Genomic DNA, 16,467 nt, shown 5'->3' with positions numbered 1-16,467 from the left:
GTTGGATGCCCCCGGGGGTAATCTGGCAATTTCTGGCATCATCATGCATCTGAAGGAGACCCCATGATCGGCGACGAAGACAGCATCGCATTGGTCCTCAACCGCCTCCGCCGCGCACACGGCCAACTCTCGGGAGTGATCGGCATGATCGAGAACGGACGCGATTGCAAAGACGTTGTCACCCAGCTCGCCGCTGTTTCCAGGGCCCTCGACAAAGCTGGCTTCAAGATCGTCGCTACCGGTCTCCGAGAGTGCATGACAGGCGAAGCGGCAGACAACAAAGAACCCATGACCGAAGCAGAACTGGAAAAGCTCTTCCTGGCGCTGGCCTGAACGCCCGCTTCACATCAGGAACGAGGCCGACCGACAACATGTAGGAGCTCCCCATGAGCACGACCGACCCGGACATCGCCATCATTGAAACTTCCAGCCTCGGCGACCGCAGCTATCTGATCAGCCACGACGGTATCGCCGTGGTGATCGATCCACAACGCGACATCGACCGCGTCCGGGCGCTGGCAGCAGAAAAGAACGCTGTCATCACCCACGTGCTGGAAACTCACATCCACAACGACTACGTCACTGGCGGCCTGGAACTTGCGCGCGCCACGGGTGCCGAATACGTCGTCCCGGACGGCGATCCGGTCGAATACGAGCGCCGAGCAGTCGTCGACGGCGATGTCGTCGACGCGGGATCGACGACGTTCGAGGTCATGCACACCCCAGGGCATACTCATCACCACGTCAGTTACGTTCTGCACCGGCGCGGCGAGCCGATCGCAATCTTCACCGGCGGCTCCATGCTCTACGGGTCCACCGGGCGCACTGACCTGCTCGGCTCCGAGCACACTGATGAACTGACCCACGCGCAGTACCATTCGGTCCGCCGTATCGCGGCCGAACTGGCCGCTGAGGTGGAGGTCTACCCCACACATGGGTTCGGTAGCTTCTGTGCCGCAACTCCGACCAGCGGGGACTCATCCACCATCGGTGAACAGCAGCAGTCCAACCCCGCACTGACTCAGGACGAACACACCTATGTCGACGAGCTGATCGCGGGCCTGTCTGCATATCCCGCGTACTACGCCCATATGGGCGTCATCAACACCAAAGGGCCGGCCCCGATCGACCTGTCCATGCCCGAGCCCGTCGATCCAGACGAACTACGTCGCCGCATCGACGCCGGGCAATGGGTCGTTGACCTACGAGCACGCACCGCTTTCGCCGCCGGCCACGTCGATGGCTCTCTCGGGTTCGAACTGTCGACCAGCTTCGTCACCTATCTCGGATGGCTTTATCAGTGGGGCGTGCCGTTGACGCTGATCGGTGAAACAACCGACCAGATCGCCGAGGCGACCCGCGAGCTGGCTCGGATCGGCATCGACAGTCCCTCCGGATCCGCCGTCGGTGAGATTCACTCGCTCGTCGGCGACGGAAAGGTCCGCTCCTACGATGTATCCGACTTCGCCGGACTCGCGGCGGCCACCGGCGAACGTGAGATAAGCGTCCTCGATGCGCGTCAACAGTCCGAGTACGCGGACAGCCACCTTCCTGGTGCCGTGAACATCCCCCTCCACGAGCTACCACACCGACTCGAGGAAGTTTCCGCGGCCGAAGTGTGGGTGCACTGCGCATCCGGTTACCGCGCATCGATCGCCGCTTCACTTCTCGACCGCGAACACCGCACAGTGGTCCTCATCGACGATGACTACGAGCATGCCGTGCAGCTCGGCCTCCACACATCGCCCGCCTGACGAATGCGCCGCCGCTGCGCAAGCCGCACGATGCGAGTGGTTCACGGGGCTGATCTCCCCGATTTCAGCAAACGGCCATCGGATAATTCCGACAGAGGGCAGGAAGCCCAACCCCTGCCCGTGCCGACGTCCGAGAAGGCGGCCACCGCTGGTCCAACGATCATTCGGGCGCCGTCCGAGTTTGTCGTTCTGCCAATTCGCACTGGATCTTCCGCTCGCCTTTGCTTCGGTGGCCGGACCGTTGTGACGCGCCATGCACGGTTCCGGCCGGGATGCGGTGCGCGGAGTCGCAGACATCCGCGTGCCCCGGCGACCGCGAGGAGCCGGGACGGATCAAGGTGCCACCGTGCCAGCAGTGTCGGTCATGCCGCGGCGGCGATCAGGCGGCCGATCACACCGGATTCGAGCAGGATGATGACGCCCAGCCCGATGAAGACTGTGGGCACGAGCCAGTGCTCGACGCGCTCGAGGGTGTCGATGACCTTCTTGTGGGTGCCGAGCATTCTGCCGGCGGCGCACCAGAGTCCGACACAGATCAGGAACACGGCGATGGTAACGATGGTCTGGGGCGCACCGAGAGTGCGGAAGACCGGGGTGTAGACGGCGATGTTGTCGGCGCCGTTGGCGATGGTGATGGCGGCGACGCTGATCGTCCCGGCCGCGACCACTACGGGTTCACCGTCTCCGTCGCTGCGTAAGCCCTGGATCAGTCCCCAGATTCCTAGCGACAGGGGAAGTAATCCGAGTAGTCCAACCCAGTCCTCGGGCACGATCACCAACCCGAGGGCGGCGACCACACTGATCGCGACGAGGGTGATCAGGCCGAGGTACTGGCCGGCAACGATCTGCCATGCCCGCGGCCGTCCTTGACTGGCGGAGGCGACGAACAGGACGGTCAGTACGACGATGTCGTCGATGTTGGTGCCGGCGAACATCGCTACCGCCGCGGCGATGGTGCCGATCATCCTCGCATCCGGCGGCTGCCGCGGCGCGGCCTGATCTCGGGTATTGCTGTCATTTCGAACTCTCCTGTGCGGGCGGGGGATCGGCCGGGTCGTGGGTGGACTCAAAGATCAGTGATGCGACGAGCAGCACGACGCCGCAGGTGATGTAGGTGTCGGCGAGGTTGAAGGTGGGCCACCAGCCGGTGTGGAAATAGTCGGTGACCTTTCCGTCGACGGCACGATCGATCACGTTGGCGGCAGCTCCGGCGAGGATCGCCGACCAACCCACCGTCCCCACCAGTGAAGCGGTGGGGACGGTGCGCCAGGCGTAAATTCCGACGCCGAGAGTGATGGCGGCGGTGACCGCGAGGATGATCCAGGCCGGAAGCTGTTGGCCGATGCTGAACGCGACACCGCTGTTGTACGCCAACTTCAGTTGCAGCAATCCCATATCGACGGTGCGTGCACCGGAAAGGGTACGGCGCGCAACGGGTTCGGCCGACAGTGCGATCGCGATGAGAGCGAGACCGACGACCACGAGAATCACCCGCCGCGTGCTACCTGTGCGGATTGATCGAGCCGCTAATTCGCTCACGTGCGGGCCTCGACCTTCCCCGCCGGTGCGGGTACCGATCCGGTGGGGAAGGCTTGCGCGCGGCCGGCCCGGACACCGTTGGCGATGACCACGATCTCAGCGACCTCGTGCACCAGGACCACGGCGGCCAGGCCGAGGACCCCGAACAAGGCCAACGGCATCAGGACGGTGATGATCGCCAGCGACAGTCCGACGTTCTGCAGCATGATGGTCCGGGAGCGGCGCGCGTGCGCCAACGCCTGCGGCAGGTGCCGCAGGTCTTCGCCCATCAGAGCAACATCGGCGGTCTCGATGGCCACGTCGGATCCCATCGCGCCCATGGCAATGCCCAAGTCGGCGGTGGCCAGGGCGGGGGCGTCGTTGACACCGTCCCCGACCATTGCCGTCGGGCGGCGCGCACGCAAGGTTTCCACGATCCGTGCCTTGTCCTCCGGGCGCAGGTCGGCGTGCACGTCGTCGATGCCGACGTCGGCGGCCAGCGCTTGGGCGGTGCGTTCGTTGTCGCCGGTGAGCATCGCGACGGTGTACCCGCCGCGTCGTAGCCCGGCAACCACCTCACGTGCTTCCGGTCGGAGCTCGTCACGGACGGCGACCGCCCCGATGACCGTTCCGGCGCGCTCGATCAGCACCGCAGTGGCGCCGGCATGCTGCATCCGCTCGATATCCCCTGCCAGCGGACCCGGGTCGATCCAGCCCGGTCGACCGAGGCGCACAGGTATGCCGTCGATGTAGCCGGTCAAGCCCGCCCCTGTGACCGCGTCCACGTCGTCGGCAGGCACATAGTCCTCGACGGCGGCGAGAATCGCGCGAGCGAGAGGGTGCTCGCTACGCGCTTCCAACGCTGCGGCCACCGCGAGAACGTCCCCGCGGTCGGCGCCGTTCGCGGTCGCGACGTCGATCACGGCGGGTTGGTTGCGGGTAAGGGTGCCGGTCTTGTCCAACGCGACGGTGCGGATCCGGCCGAGCGCTTCGAGGGCAGCGCCGCCCTTGACCAGGACGCCGAGCTTGGATGCTGCGCCGATTGCGGCGACAACGGTGACGGGGATCGCGATGGCCAGCGCGCACGGCGACGCGGCGACCAGTACCACCAGGGCTCGTTCGATCCACACCAGCGGATCACCGAGCATGCTACCGACCGCGGCGATAGCCGCGGCGACGATCATCACGCCCGGAACCAGCGGCTTGGCGATCTTGTCGGCGAGGCGTTGCGCCTCGCCCTTGCGGGACTGCTCGGCCTCGACGATCCGCACGATCTTGGCCAGCGAATTGTCCTGCGCATCTGCGGTGACCTCGACTTCGAGGACGCCGGTGCCGTTGATCGACCCGGCGAACACCTCGTCGCCGGGACCGGCTTCGACGGGCATCGACTCTCCGGTGATCGCGGAGGTATCCAGGGCGGTGCGCCCGCTGCGAATGATGCCGTCGGTGGCGATCCGTTCCCCGGGCTTGACGATCATGACCTCACCGAGCTCGAGCTCCGAGGGCGGGACGGTTTCCTCCCGGCCGCCGCGGAGCACTGTCGCGGTGTCCGGGACCAGGGACAGCAGGGCGCGCAGGCCACGGCGAGTGCGGGTGACGGCATACTCTTCGAGTCCCTCGCTGATCGCGAACAAGAATGCGAGCATGGCTGCTTCGCCGACCTCGCCGAGCAGTACCGCGCCGACGGCCGCGATCGTCATCAGGGTGCCGACGCCGATCTTGCCCTTGGCCAGGCGTGTGAGAGTGGACGGGACGAAGGTGTAGCCGGCAATGATCAGCGCGCCCGCTTCGAAGCCGATCCCGAGAGCATCAGGCCCGCCGGCCAGCCGGACTGTCAGGGCCGCGATCAGCAGCACGCCCGCTGCTGCGGCCGCCCGGATCTCGGTAACCTGCCACCACTTTTCGATCTCGTGTTCTTCCTCGCCCTCGGCGCGGGGTTCGTCGTGGCCGCAGCCGCACGCGTCACTCACGGCTATCTCCGGTGTCGGTGCCGTAATTCGGGCACAGGGCAACCGCGTTCCCTGTCGCGGCAAGCAGCGTCTCCGCCGAGGCGAGTAGGTCCATCAACTCCGGTCGGGCCAGCGAGTAGAACACCTGCCGACCTTCTGGTCTGCCGTCGACCAGACCGCAATCACGTAGGCATGCGACATGTGCGGACACCGTCGACTGGGCGAGGCCGAGTTCACCGATCAAATCCGCAACCCGCGCTTCTCCTTCGGCGAGACGGCGCACGATCGACAACCGGGTGCCATCCGAGAGACTGTGGAACAGTGCCACTGCCGCATCCAGACTGGACCCGCTGCCGGTTGCAGCGAGGCATCCCGACTCGTTATTCATCGTCATAAAACGATGATAGCAATGTAGGGCGATTCGAGGAAGGGTGATGCACCGGACTTGGAAGTGAATGCGGTACGCCAGCCGAACGGTGGCCGGCCGACGTACCTCACCAGGAACGGCGAAGTGACATCGGTAGATTCCGAGTTGCTCGCCACGGCATCACATGGGGGGACAGCAAGGACCCATCGCTCGACACAGCCAGTCGCACAACATCTCCAGTGGGTTCATTTCACACCTCCTTCTGAGCGTTCGCCGTCAGCGCGACGACGAGCGGTCCGAGTCACCTGCGGTTCCCGAACGTCATCCATAATGGACATTCCAGTGCGATGGAAGGTCAAGGATCTCGTGAAAATTGGTGAACTGGCCGCTCGGAGTGGCGTTGCCCCGAAGACGCTGCGTTTCTACGAGGACAGTGGGGTGATTCCCGTCCCGGTCCGAAAGTCCAACGGCTACCGGGATTTCGGTCCGGAATCTCTTTCGCGTTTGCGGTTCGTCCGCAGCGCCCAGTCTGCAGGTCTCACCTTGCGAGAGATCCGCCAGATCCTCACCACCCATGACCGCGGGGCGGCTCCTTGTGAGCAGGTCGTGGAGATGCTCTCGGAGCATCTCTCCCAGGTTCGTGGCAAGATCCGCGAACTTGCCACCCTCGAAACAAACCTTGTTGCGCTGCTGGGTCGAGCGGAAAGTGGGATTCCGCCGGAAACCGACGATGTCGGTGTGTGCTGGATCCTGGAATCTGAGCCTCAGGACGGTGTTGCTGAATCGTGAAATCGATTGCGGGTGCACCCCCCTGTTTCAGCAGGTTCGGCGCTCAGCAATGTGATGAGGTGAGCGAAGCGGTTGTAGCGGTGTTGCCGGTGTGTTGATCAGTCCGGTGCAGAAGTAGTGGTGTCGGGATCTGTCGGGAACATCGATTCGGCGGATTCTCCGGGTGCGGGAATTGACAGGCGCCGCCACTCGGGGGCCGAGGTCACCATTGAGCGTTTCCGGAACTTTCGTTCCCAGGGAGCCATGTGCACTTCGCCTTGCCTTGGAAAGCAGGAATCCTCTGCGAAACCTGCATCGCTGTGATCCAAGGTTGCTGGCGAGCATGAGTGGGGTTGTCTTGCGACGGTTCACTTGCCGGGTTTACTCGTGCTGTTTGTCGTCGATCCAGCGCCAACCTGGAAGTTGTTCGAGTCGTGCGGAGCGGGCGTCGGACAGAATTCCTCGGTGGTGGTGTTTTCGTTGGGTGCTGACCCATTCGCCGAGGGGATAAGTTCCGGTGACCGCGCTCTTGGATGGTCGAGCATGACCGGAGTTCGCGACGAACTGAGTCAATACGGAAAACCCTCTCTCCCATTGTGTTTGGAAAGGATCCCAGTCCCAGCCGGGCAGCGCTTCGAGGGCGGCGATTTTCTCGATCGCCAGGGTGCCGGTTTTGTAGTCGCGGCGCCGGTGGTGGACCCACTGTCCGAGGGAGAACCCGTCGAGGATCTCTGATTGTCGGGGGGAGGCTGTTCCGTGGATGGCGGTGTAGGCCTTAAGGGCCGAGATCCCCTGTATCCACGCGTCGCTCTCGCGGCCCCATCGCCACCCTGGGAGCTTGTTCAGTTCGGCGATACGATCCGGGGGCAGGGTGCCGGCGCGATGCTCTTCTCGGCAGCGGAACACCCATTTGCCCACGTCGAAGCTGTTGGCGCGCGCTGAGCGAGGGACATCGGCACCATCGTGCTCTCGGAGGTACATCTCGAGTGCAGAGCGCCCGGTTTCCCAACGAACGGTGTCGTTGTCCCACATCCAGGCGGGTAGGGCTTCGAGCATGAGAATCTGGGTGTCGGTGAGCTCGCCATTCTGGTGGGCTGTGCGCTGGGCGTTCGCCCATGCGACCAGATCGATACCATCGATCACGAGAGTCGACGACAGGTCCGTGTCGGGGCGCGCGGCGAGCTCGTCCGATAATGCGGACAGTGCTGCTCGCCAACTTTTGCGTCGCGGTTTCCCCCAGGTCCAGCCGGGTAGGTTTTCGAGGAGGTCGGCTTCACCGGCGGAGAGTGTGCCGTCCCAGTATGCGATCCGTCGACGTGCCACCCACCCGCCGAGGTCGATTCCGAACGCATGGACTCGACCTGCGGGGCCGGCATGACCTTTGAGTTCGACGAACTTCGTCAGCGCTCGGAATCCTGATTCCCAGTCGTCTGTGGGTGCGCCCATCACACGACCTGGGAGTTCTTCCGGGTTCTGCTACCGCAGAGAGCTGATGGGTTCATGCACATAAGGAAGGAGCGAGGCGGTAGCCGGCGCCGCGGATGGTGCGAATGAACTGTCCGTGCTGCGCATCCGAGCCGAGTTTTTCACGTAGCCGCTTCACGTGCACCGCGACGGTGTTCGTTTCGGCGCTGTGACCCCATACTGCGAGGCTGATCTCGCTTTGGCTGGCGACGTGGCCGCGGCGTTTGATCAGGTAGACGAGCAGTTCGAGTTCCCGCTGAGTCAACTGTACTTCGCGGTTTCCGACGCGGGTCTCGTAGCCACTGGGGTTGACCCGGATCGGTCCGGCGGTGACGACACTGTCTTCGGCGGGTGAGAGTGTGGTGATGCCGGCGAACGGAGCAATGGTGGTGATGTCGTACGGGCGGGCAACGACCGCCGAGGCGCCCGCGGCGAGGACTTCGCGCACGATGCGCTCGTCGCCCGACTTGGCTGCACCGACCAGGATCGGAACATCGGACCGGCTTCGAATCGTGGCCACCACTCGTGCGGCGTCGACGTTGTCGGTGTGAGCAGCCAAGATCAGGACGGTCGGCACCTCTGCACCCACCGCCAGTAGAGTCTCGGCACCGTCACGGCACCAGTCGGTGCGAATCCCCATGTGGTCGGCGGCCGCCATGAACTGCGCAGCGGTGGCTGGGTCCGGCTCCGCCAGAAGCAGACGCGTATGCGAATCGGCCAAGGAGTAGCCGTAATGCGCTCCCGCAGCGACCTCCCGGTCCGGCTGACGCAATTCGATAGTCAACTGTCGACCCCCTATTTCAGAACGTACCCATTGTCTCACCTGAAGTAGCCGGTGAGGAGGAGGTCGACTGCCCGCACAGCCACAGTGTCGCTCAGCCGAAGCGACCGGAGATGTAGTCCTCGGTGGCTTTTTGTGTCGGGTTCGAGAAGATCTTCTCGGTGTCGTCGATCTCGACGAGTCGACCGGGCTTGCCGGTTGCCTCGAGGTTGAAGAAAGCCGTCTGGTCACTCACACGCGCAGCCTGCTGCATGTTGTGCGTGACGATGACGATGGTGAAGTCCTTCTTCAGCTCGGTCATCAGGTCCTCGATCGCGAGAGTCGAGATCGGGTCGAGCGCGGAGCACGGCTCGTCCATGAGCAGGACGTCGGGCGAGACGGCGATGGCACGCGCGATGCACAGACGCTGCTGCTGACCGCCTGAGAGGCCACCACCGGGCTTGTCGAGGCGATCCTTGACCTCGTTCCACAGGTTGGCGCCGCGCAGCGAACGCTCGGCCACCTCGTCGAGCTTCTTCCTGTTGCGTTCACCGCTCAGTTTCAGGCCGGCGACGACGTTGTCCTTGATGGACATGGTCGGGAAGGGGTTGGGTCGCTGGAAGACCATGCCGATGGTCTTGCGAACGCCTACCGAATCGACGCTGGAATCGTAGATGTCCTCGCCGTCGAGCAGGACCGAACCCTCGACGCGCGCACCGGGAATTACTTCGTGCATGCGGTTGAGAGTGCGCAGGACCGTCGACTTTCCGCAGCCGGACGGACCGATGAACGCGGTCACGCTCCGGGGCGGGACGGACAGGCCCACATCGGCGACAGCGTGAAACTTGCCGTAGTAGATGTTGAGATCTTTGATGTCGAGGCGCTTGGCCATGTCTGGTGTTCCTGTCCGTTTCTAGCGCTTGTTGGTGAGGAAGCGGGTCGCGAGCGCCGCAAGAAGGTTGAGGAGTGCCATGACGATGATCAGCGTCAGGGCTGCGCCCCACACTCGGAGCTGGCCTGCAGGCTGCGGGTTGATCAGCTCGGTGTAGATCAGCAGCGGGAGCGAGGCCATGTTGCCTTCGAAGACGTCGAAATTGATCGAGCGGGAGTAGCCGACGAGCACGAGGACCGGAGCTGTTTCACCCATGACTCGGGCGATGGAGAGCAAGACTCCGCTGATGATGCCCGGCATCGCGGTCGGGATGACGATGCGCATGATCGTCTTCCACTTCGGGACGCCCAGTGCGTAGGAGGCTTCCCGAAGCTCGTCCGGGACGAGCTTGAGCATTTCCTCGGTGTTGCGTACGACGACCGGCAGCATCAGCAGCACCAGCGCCAGCGAGACGGCAAAAGCGCTCTGTTCGAATCCGAGGGTGGCGATCCACAGGCTGAAAACGAACAACGCCGCAACGATCGAGGGCACACCTGCGAGAACGTCGACCATGAAGGTCACTGTGCGAGCGAAGGCTCCGCGCCCGTATTCGACCAGGTAGATCGCGGCCATGATGCCGAGCGGGACGGAGATGAGCGCTGCGATCGCTGCTTGGATCAAGGTGCCGTACAGCGCGTGGTAGATGCCGCCGGCGAACTGTTCCGGAAGCACACCCTGCAGAGAATTCGTCCACCAACCGGAGGAGGTGATGGCGCGCCATCCCTTTTCGATGACGGTGAACAGCACCCACACCAGAGGAATCAGCGCGATACCGAAGGCAGCGTAGAACAGTACGGTGGCGATACCGTTCTTGGCTTTGCGGCTGGTGCTGATGCTTTGGAACGTCGGCGCCTTGGCCGGCGCATCGAGGAGATCGGCGCTCATCCGTTGACCTTGCCTTTCGCGACCATGCGAGCGAGTGCGTTGACGACGAAGGTCAATGCGAAGAGGACGAAACCAGCGGCGATGTACGCGCCGGTCGGAAGGGGAGCACTGAACTCTGCCGCTGCAGAGGCGATCTTCGAGGCGAAGGTGTAACCGCCGTCGAAGAGCGACCAGGTCGAGGCATTGGCAGCCGAACGCAAGATGATCAGCACGGCCACGGTTTCACCGAGAGCGCGACCCAGACCGAGCATCGACGCGGCGATGATGCCGCTGCGCCCGAAAGGCAGCACGGTCATACGCACGACTTCCCATTTGGTGGCGCCGAGGGCCTGTGCCGCTTCGATCTGCGAGCGCGGTGTCTGGCGGAATACCTCACGGGTGACGGAGGTGATGATCGGCAAGATCATCACCGCGAGAACAATTCCTGCGGTGAAGATGGTTCCGCCTCCGGTCAAGGAGACGTTGCCTTCGCTGAAGAGGAAGAACCAGCCGAGGTTGTCGTTGAGGAACTCCGCGACCGGGCTGAGCTTGGGGGCGAGGATGAAAATTCCCCAGAGACCGAACACGATCGAGGGCACTGCGGCGAGGAGATCGACGATCGAGCCGAAAGCGTGGGAGAGACGCGCTGGCGCGTACTGCGTCAAGAACACAGCGATACCCAGTGCGATCGGCACCGCAATCGCCAGAGCGAACACCGAACTGAGCACGGTGACCGTCAGGAGGTCACGGATACCGAAACGCAGATTCGATGCATCGCTGGTGACGAATTCGGTGCTGGTGAAGAAGTTCGCGTTGTTCGCTTGCAGCGACGGGATGGCGCGAATGAGCAGGAAGATGGCGATCAGGCCGATGGAGACGACGATCGTGGCACCGGCACCGGTGGCCAGCCACCGGAAGACCTTGTCACCGAACTGGTGTTTTCCGGTCGAAAGAGACGAGGGAATGGTCGGGGAAGTCTTGCCGCTGTGATCAGGCATGCCGGGTATCTTTCCGCCCGCCCCCGGAGCCGCCGCAGTGGGCGTCTCCGGGGAGCGGGTTACGTCGTCGGGGTGCAGAGCCATCGCTGATCAGGCAATCAGGAGATCGCGTTGACTGCGGTGGTCAGCTTCTGCTGGAACGCGCTCGGGAGCGGGATGTACCCGTTTTCCTCGAGACCGTTCTGGCCGGCGCCGATCGTGGACTGCAGGAACGCGCGGACAGCGGTGCCGACCTCGGCGTCGGGGTACTTCGAGCACACGATCTCGTAGGTAGCCAGCACGATCGGGTACGCGCCGGTCTCGGCGGGCTTGTAGAAGGTGGACGTGTCGAGCACGAGGTCGTTGCCCTCACCCTTGATGGTGGCGCCGGCGATGGTCTTGCCGACGGTCTCGGTGGTGATCTCGACCGGTTCGGGACCGGCGGAGGTCACGATCTTGGCGGTCTGCAGGTTCTGAGCCTTGGCGAAGGACCACTCGTTGTAGGTGATCGCGCCTTCGGTGCTCTTGATGGCGGCGGAGGTGCCCTCGTTGCCCTTGGCGCCCTCACCGACGCCACCGACGAACGACTTGCCCGCGCCTTTGCCCCAGGCGCCGTCCGAGGCTGCGTCGAGGTACTTCTGGAAGTTGTCGGTGGTGCCCGACTCGTCGTTGCGGTAGATCACGTTGATCTTCTCCGACGGCAGCGAAGCGCCCTCGTTGAGAGCCTTGATCGCCGGATCGTCCCAGGTGGTGATCGCACCGTTGAAGATCTTGGCAGAGGTGGGGCCGTCGAGGACGAGGTCGTCGACACCCTTGACGTTGTAGGTCACCGCGAGCGGGCCGAAGACGACGGGAAGGTTCCAGGCGTCGCTGGTGCAGCGTTCTTTCGCGCGGTCGTACTCGCCCTTGTCCTTGCTGAGCGGAGAATCGGAACCACCGATGTCGGTCTGGTTTCCGATGAACTCACTCACACCGGCGCCGGAGCCGTTGGAGGTGTAGTTGAGGGTCTGTCCGCTGCACGCCTGCTCGAACGCATTCACGAAACGCGTCATGGCGTTGGCCTGGGCGGTGGAACCACTGCCCTTGAGTGCCGACTTGCCGCCGCACTCGACATTCGAGGTCGAGCCCGCGCCAGTAGCTCCGGTCGAACCCGTCGCGCCGGTGTTGTTGTCGCTGCCGCACGCTGAAAGCAGGAGGGTGCTGGCCGCCAGCACACTGAGGGCGGCGCCAGATCGCTTGAGCTTCACGTAGTTCCTTCGAAGTATCGGGGTTGCTCGCGCGGCGCGCGGCCACCGAGATCGAGTGACACTGAGCAGCGCTGATTGCCGCTCGGGTGATGAACCTAGAGGCCGGGGATGAACGGATATCGCTGCGAAAATGAACGGAACATGAATCCATGGGCGAAAGTTGAATGAACAGCCCGGCTACCGGCAGGTATTGCTTGACAATCTCAAATTAACTCAGTGATTATTGACTCAATGAGTATTGAGCAAAAGTTCTCGCTCGAACAACGCGCCGCTCTCTATGGCGCCCTGGCCGATCCGGCACGGTTGTCGATCGTGGACATGCTCGTCCTCGGCGACGCATCGCCGTCGGAACTGCAACGCCGACTCTCCATCTCCTCGAATCTGCTCGCCCACCACCTCGGGGTCCTCGAACGCGCTGGTCTCGTGCACCGATCGAGATCCGAAGGCGACAAGCGCCGTACCTACCTACGACTCGAGCCCACCGCGCTGGAGGTGCTCGTTCCTACCTCGTCGCCCTTGGCTGTGACGCGGATCGTGTTCGTGTGCACCCACAATTCCGCGCGCTCGCAACTGGCCGCGGCGTTGTGGAACAAGCAATCCCACATCCCGGCAGCATCGGCCGGCACCCACCCCGCTCCCCGAGTTCACAGTGGAGCCCTCGCCGCCGCCCGCCGCCACGACCTACCTCTCGACGCCACGCGCCCGGCCGATGTCGCCGATGTCCTCGCGCCCGGGGACATGGTCATCGCCGTGTGCGACAACGCCCACGAAGAAATGCGCGAAAACCCGAACTCTCTTCACTGGTCGATTCCGGACCCTGCCCGCACCGGTAGTGCCGCAGCGTTCGACCGAGCCTTCGACGACATCGACCACCGAGTCGCTCGACTCGCCCCCCATTGCCTCCCGAACGGAGAACTCTCATGACCGACAACCTCAGCACCACAACACATCACCGCGACGACCTGACCATCGATCAACGGTTAGCCCTCAAAAGCGCCGCCGCACACCTGGCCACGGAATTCACCGACGTCTTCAACACCGAAACCATCGAGCGTTTCCTGCATTCTTCCTACGACCAGTTCGCCGGCCGCGCCTCCGTCGTCAACTACCTCCCTCTCCTGGCCGAACGCTTCGCCCGGCAGCGACTACGCGCCCTGGCCAAGGTCGAAGGACTCTCCAACGACGGCAAACCCACCGTGTTGTTCTTGTGCACGCACAACGCCGGACGCTCCCAGATGGCCATGGGATTCTTCGAAAAACTCGCCGGGGAACGTGCCGTCGCATGGTCCGGCGGATCCGAACCCGGCACCAGCGTCAACGAAGCTGCCATCGAAGCAATGGCCGAACGTGGCATCGACATCAGCGGTGAATACCCCAAGCCATGGACTGACGAAGTGGTCCGCGCAGCGGACGTCGTCATCACGATGGGCTGCGGAGATGCATGCCCGATCTTCCCCGGACGCCGCTACGAAGAATGGGTCCTTCCCGACCCCGCAGGTCTCGGGGTCGACGCGATCCGCCCGATCCGTGACGAGATCGAACGGCGAGTACTCACATTGCTCGACGAGATCGACATCGCCGCCCAGCACTGATGCTCGTCGATGAATTCCTTGCGAAGAAGGTCTCTCATGTTCATTCCGGCAGTGGTCACCGCTTTTGTGCACTGGCTTCGCAGCGGCTACCCGCAGGACGCACCGAGATACGGTCACAGCCCGCTACTGGCTCTGATGGATCAACGGCTCTCACCTGCGCAGATCAGTGAGATCGTGATCGCGCTCGACTGGGAGCCGGCCACCGAGGCCATCGACATCCAAGTGGCCATCACGGCTGTCGCACGGCGGATGCCCTCACCCGCCGATCTGAGTGCCGTATGCGCGGCCATCGAGAAATCCGCGTCCAGGGAAGGGGCCTTCCCGTGCTGCAGAACCAGAGGCGTGCCCCATGTTGCGAACTGATTTGATCGATGTCAATATTGATGTATGTCGAATCAAGATGTGGCGGAGACCGGCGCCTGTTGTTCGCCACTCAACCGTGAACCGTTGACCGAAGACTGGGCTGGTGATCTGGCCCGGATGTTCAAAGCGCTCGGCGATCCCGTCCGGCTGCGACTGCTGAGCCTGGTGGCCAGCCACGAGGGCGGTGAAGCCTGCGTCTGCGACATCTCCGACACCTTCGACTTGTCCCAGCCGACGATTTCGCATCACCTCAAGGTGTTGCGCCAGGCCGGACTCCTCGACTGCGAACGTCGCGGGACCTGGGTGTACTACTGGGTGATACCCGCAGCCCTGCAACAACTTTCCGCCGTTCTGCTCGTGGAAGCATCATCCACTGCCGCCGACGTCCCACAGGAGACCGCCGTATGAGCGCCCCGTCCAGTACCGAACACCCCGAAGTCGTCGGAAAACTCTCCACCCTCGACCGCTATCTGGCGGTCTGGATCGGCGTGGCCATGGTCGTCGGCCTGCTGGTTGGACGCTGGATCCCCGGCGTGAACACTGCCCTGGACAAGGTGCAGATCGACGGCATCTCGTTACCGATCGCCCTCGGCCTGCTGATCATGATGTACCCGGTGTTGGCGAAAGTTCGCTACGACCGCCTCGACACTGTCACCGGGGACAAGAAACTCCTCGCCGGCTCCCTGTTCCTGAACTGGGTTCTCGGCCCGGCGCTGATGTTCGCCCTCGCCTGGCTGTTTCTGCCTGACCTGCCGGAATACCGAACCGGTTTGATCATCGTCGGCATCGCTCGCTGCATCGCGATGGTGATCATCTGGAACGACCTGGCCTGCGGAGACCGCGAAGCCGCCGCGGTGCTGGTCGCCATCAACTCGGTGTTCCAGGTGATCATGTTCGCCGTGCTCGGTTGGTTCTACCTCTCGGTCCTGCCCGGGTGGCTCGGCCTCGAACAGACCACCATCGACACCTCGCCCTGGCAGATCGCGAAATCGGTCCTGATCTTCCTCGGTATCCCGCTGCTGGCAGGTTTTCTGTCCCGCTTCTTCGGTGAACGCGCCAAAGACCGCGACTGGTACGACAACAAGTTCATCCCCAAGATCAGCCCCTGGGCGCTCTACGGTCTGCTGTTCACCATCGTCGTGCTCTTCTCGATGCAGGGCGAACAGATCACCTCCCAGCCCTGGGACGTCGTCCGGATCGCGCTGCCCTTGCTCGCGTACTTCGCGCTCATGTGGGGCGGAGGCTACGTCCTCGGCGCCGCAATCGGATTGGGCTATGAACGCACGACGACCCTGGCGTTCACCGCCGCGGGCAACAACTTCGAACTCGCGATCGCCGTAGCCATCGCCACCTACGGCGCCACCTCGGGGCAAGCTCTTGCCGGCGTAGTCGGCCCGCTGATCGAGGTACCGGTGCTCGTCGGGCTGGTCTATGTCTCCCTTGCTCTACGCAAACGCTTCACACCCACTGACGGAAAGGTTTCAGCCCCATGACCGACAAGCCCAGCGTCCTGTTCGTCTGTGTCCACAACGCCGGCCGATCGCAGATGGCCGCGGGATTCCTGAGCCACCTCGCCGGCGATGCCATCGAGGTCCGCTCCGCCGGATCTGCCCCCGCGGAGACCATCAACTCCGCCGCGGTCGAGGCGATGGCCGAGCTCGGAATCGACATCTCTGCCCAGACCCCGAAGATCCTCACCACCGACGCCGTGCAGGATTCGGATGTCGTGATCACGATGGGATGCGGCGACACCTGCCCGATCTTCCCCGGCAAGAGCTACCGCGACTGGGTCCTCGACGATCCCGCCGGCCAAGGCATCGACGCGGTTCGCCCGATCCGCGACGAGATCAAAACCCGCGTCCAAGCCTTGATCAGCGAACTCACCGCCCCGTCGGTATCGCGCTGACCGCTCG

At 63.6% G+C, this 16,467-nt stretch carries 19 protein-coding genes; 9 read left to right on the top strand and 10 right to left on the bottom strand.

Annotated elements, in window-relative coordinates:
- Nucleotides 1-63 precede the first annotated feature (63 nt).
- Together AOT96_RS31060 and AOT96_RS31055 are read left to right on the top strand one after the other, a co-directional pair.
- Nucleotides 64-333 carry a metal-sensitive transcriptional regulator gene (locus tag AOT96_RS31060; RefSeq protein ID WP_003944639.1) on the top strand — a complete coding sequence of 90 codons (270 nt, stop codon included), beginning with the start codon at nt 64-66 and terminating at the stop codon, nt 331-333.
- Between the two features lie 53 nt (nt 334-386).
- Nucleotides 387-1,754: an MBL fold metallo-hydrolase gene (locus tag AOT96_RS31055; RefSeq protein WP_003944677.1), complete on the top strand. Its 1,368-nt coding sequence runs from the start codon at nt 387-389 to the stop codon at nt 1,752-1,754.
- Between the two features lie 362 nt (nt 1,755-2,116).
- Here the strand turns inward: AOT96_RS31055 and AOT96_RS31050 are convergent, their stop codons facing one another.
- From AOT96_RS31050 to AOT96_RS31035, 4 genes are read right to left on the bottom strand one after another with little or no spacing between them, the layout of a single operon-like run.
- The gene (locus AOT96_RS31050) at nt 2,117-2,719 is read right to left on the bottom strand and encodes a cadmium resistance transporter (RefSeq protein ID WP_003944587.1); all 603 of its coding nucleotides are present in this window, start codon (nt 2,717-2,719) and stop codon (nt 2,117-2,119) included.
- 49 nt (nt 2,720-2,768) lie between these two features.
- Nucleotides 2,769-3,293: a signal peptidase II gene (gene lspA / locus AOT96_RS31045; RefSeq protein WP_011133466.1), complete on the bottom strand. Its 525-nt coding sequence runs from the start codon at nt 3,291-3,293 to the stop codon at nt 2,769-2,771.
- Nucleotides 3,290-5,242 carry a heavy metal translocating P-type ATPase gene (locus AOT96_RS31040; RefSeq protein WP_003944623.1) on the bottom strand — a complete coding sequence of 651 codons (1,953 nt, stop codon included), beginning with the start codon at nt 5,240-5,242 and terminating at the stop codon, nt 3,290-3,292. The genes lspA and AOT96_RS31040 overlap by 4 nt, the downstream gene beginning before the upstream one ends.
- A complete protein-coding gene (locus tag AOT96_RS31035; RefSeq protein ID WP_003944657.1) occupies nt 5,235-5,615 on the bottom strand; it encodes an ArsR/SmtB family transcription factor in 381 nt (126 codons plus the stop codon). The genes AOT96_RS31040 and AOT96_RS31035 overlap by 8 nt, the downstream gene beginning before the upstream one ends.
- 303 nt (nt 5,616-5,918) lie before the next feature.
- Here AOT96_RS31035 and AOT96_RS31030 point away from each other — a divergent pair, with 303 nt between their 5' ends.
- Nucleotides 5,919-6,377, top strand: a complete 459-nt coding sequence (locus tag AOT96_RS31030) for a heavy metal-responsive transcriptional regulator (protein ID WP_003944650.1) — start codon at nt 5,919-5,921, stop codon at nt 6,375-6,377.
- 360 nt (nt 6,378-6,737) lie between these two features.
- On the opposite strand, the gene AOT96_RS31025 is transcribed toward AOT96_RS31030, so the two are convergent.
- From AOT96_RS31025 to pstS, 6 genes are all read right to left on the bottom strand, one after another.
- A complete protein-coding gene (locus AOT96_RS31025) occupies nt 6,738-7,802 on the bottom strand; it encodes a helicase associated domain-containing protein (protein WP_011331631.1) in 1,065 nt (354 codons plus the stop codon).
- 52 nt (nt 7,803-7,854) lie between these two features.
- The gene (locus tag AOT96_RS31020) at nt 7,855-8,604 is read right to left on the bottom strand and encodes a winged helix-turn-helix transcriptional regulator (protein WP_054186436.1); all 750 of its coding nucleotides are present in this window, start codon (nt 8,602-8,604) and stop codon (nt 7,855-7,857) included.
- A 91-nt stretch (nt 8,605-8,695) separates the two neighbouring features.
- A complete protein-coding gene (gene pstB, locus AOT96_RS31015; RefSeq protein WP_003944636.1) occupies nt 8,696-9,472 on the bottom strand; it encodes a phosphate ABC transporter ATP-binding protein PstB in 777 nt (258 codons plus the stop codon).
- A gap of 21 nt (nt 9,473-9,493) precedes the next feature.
- A complete protein-coding gene (gene pstA, locus AOT96_RS31010) occupies nt 9,494-10,396 on the bottom strand; it encodes a phosphate ABC transporter permease PstA (protein ID WP_003944617.1) in 903 nt (300 codons plus the stop codon).
- Nucleotides 10,393-11,373 (bottom strand): phosphate ABC transporter permease subunit PstC, encoded by a 981-nt coding sequence (pstC, locus tag AOT96_RS31005; protein ID WP_058228365.1) that lies wholly within the window; start codon nt 11,371-11,373, stop codon nt 10,393-10,395. The genes pstA and pstC overlap by 4 nt, the downstream gene beginning before the upstream one ends.
- 98 nt (nt 11,374-11,471) lie before the next feature.
- On the bottom strand, nt 11,472-12,599 hold the full coding sequence (gene pstS, locus AOT96_RS31000) for a phosphate ABC transporter substrate-binding protein PstS (protein ID WP_054827611.1): 1,128 nt from the start codon (nt 12,597-12,599) through the stop codon (nt 11,472-11,474).
- 231 nt (nt 12,600-12,830) lie between these two features.
- On the opposite strand from pstS, the gene AOT96_RS30995 reads away from it, so the two are divergent.
- Genes AOT96_RS30995 through AOT96_RS30970 form a run of 6 tightly spaced genes read left to right on the top strand, consistent with a single transcriptional unit; the run spans nt 12,831 to nt 16,460 of the window.
- On the top strand, nt 12,831-13,523 hold the full coding sequence (locus tag AOT96_RS30995; RefSeq protein ID WP_058228364.1) for an arsenate reductase/protein-tyrosine-phosphatase family protein: 693 nt from the start codon (nt 12,831-12,833) through the stop codon (nt 13,521-13,523).
- Nucleotides 13,520-14,191, top strand: a complete 672-nt coding sequence (locus AOT96_RS30990) for an arsenate reductase ArsC (RefSeq protein ID WP_011331629.1) — start codon at nt 13,520-13,522, stop codon at nt 14,189-14,191. Before AOT96_RS30995 ends, AOT96_RS30990 begins: the two co-directional genes overlap by 4 nt.
- Before the next feature lie 36 nt (nt 14,192-14,227).
- The gene (locus tag AOT96_RS30985; RefSeq protein ID WP_054186447.1) at nt 14,228-14,554 is read left to right on the top strand and encodes a DUF3349 domain-containing protein; all 327 of its coding nucleotides are present in this window, start codon (nt 14,228-14,230) and stop codon (nt 14,552-14,554) included.
- Between the two features lie 24 nt (nt 14,555-14,578).
- Nucleotides 14,579-14,962, top strand: a complete 384-nt coding sequence (locus AOT96_RS30980) for an ArsR/SmtB family transcription factor (protein WP_037131620.1) — start codon at nt 14,579-14,581, stop codon at nt 14,960-14,962.
- A complete protein-coding gene (arsB, locus tag AOT96_RS30975; protein ID WP_003944591.1) occupies nt 14,959-16,047 on the top strand; it encodes an ACR3 family arsenite efflux transporter in 1,089 nt (362 codons plus the stop codon). Before AOT96_RS30980 ends, arsB begins: the two co-directional genes overlap by 4 nt.
- A complete protein-coding gene (locus AOT96_RS30970) occupies nt 16,044-16,460 on the top strand; it encodes an arsenate reductase ArsC (RefSeq protein WP_003944644.1) in 417 nt (138 codons plus the stop codon). The genes arsB and AOT96_RS30970 overlap by 4 nt, the downstream gene beginning before the upstream one ends.
- The last annotated feature ends 7 nt before the right edge of the window (nt 16,461-16,467 follow it).

It is taken from the genome of Rhodococcus sp. 008 (genome assembly GCF_001682295.1).
Classification (GTDB): domain Bacteria; phylum Actinomycetota; class Actinomycetes; order Mycobacteriales; family Mycobacteriaceae; genus Rhodococcus_F; species Rhodococcus_F qingshengii.
The sequence above is the reverse complement of the archived record's forward strand: the minus strand, read 5'-3'. Positions and strand labels throughout refer to the sequence as shown.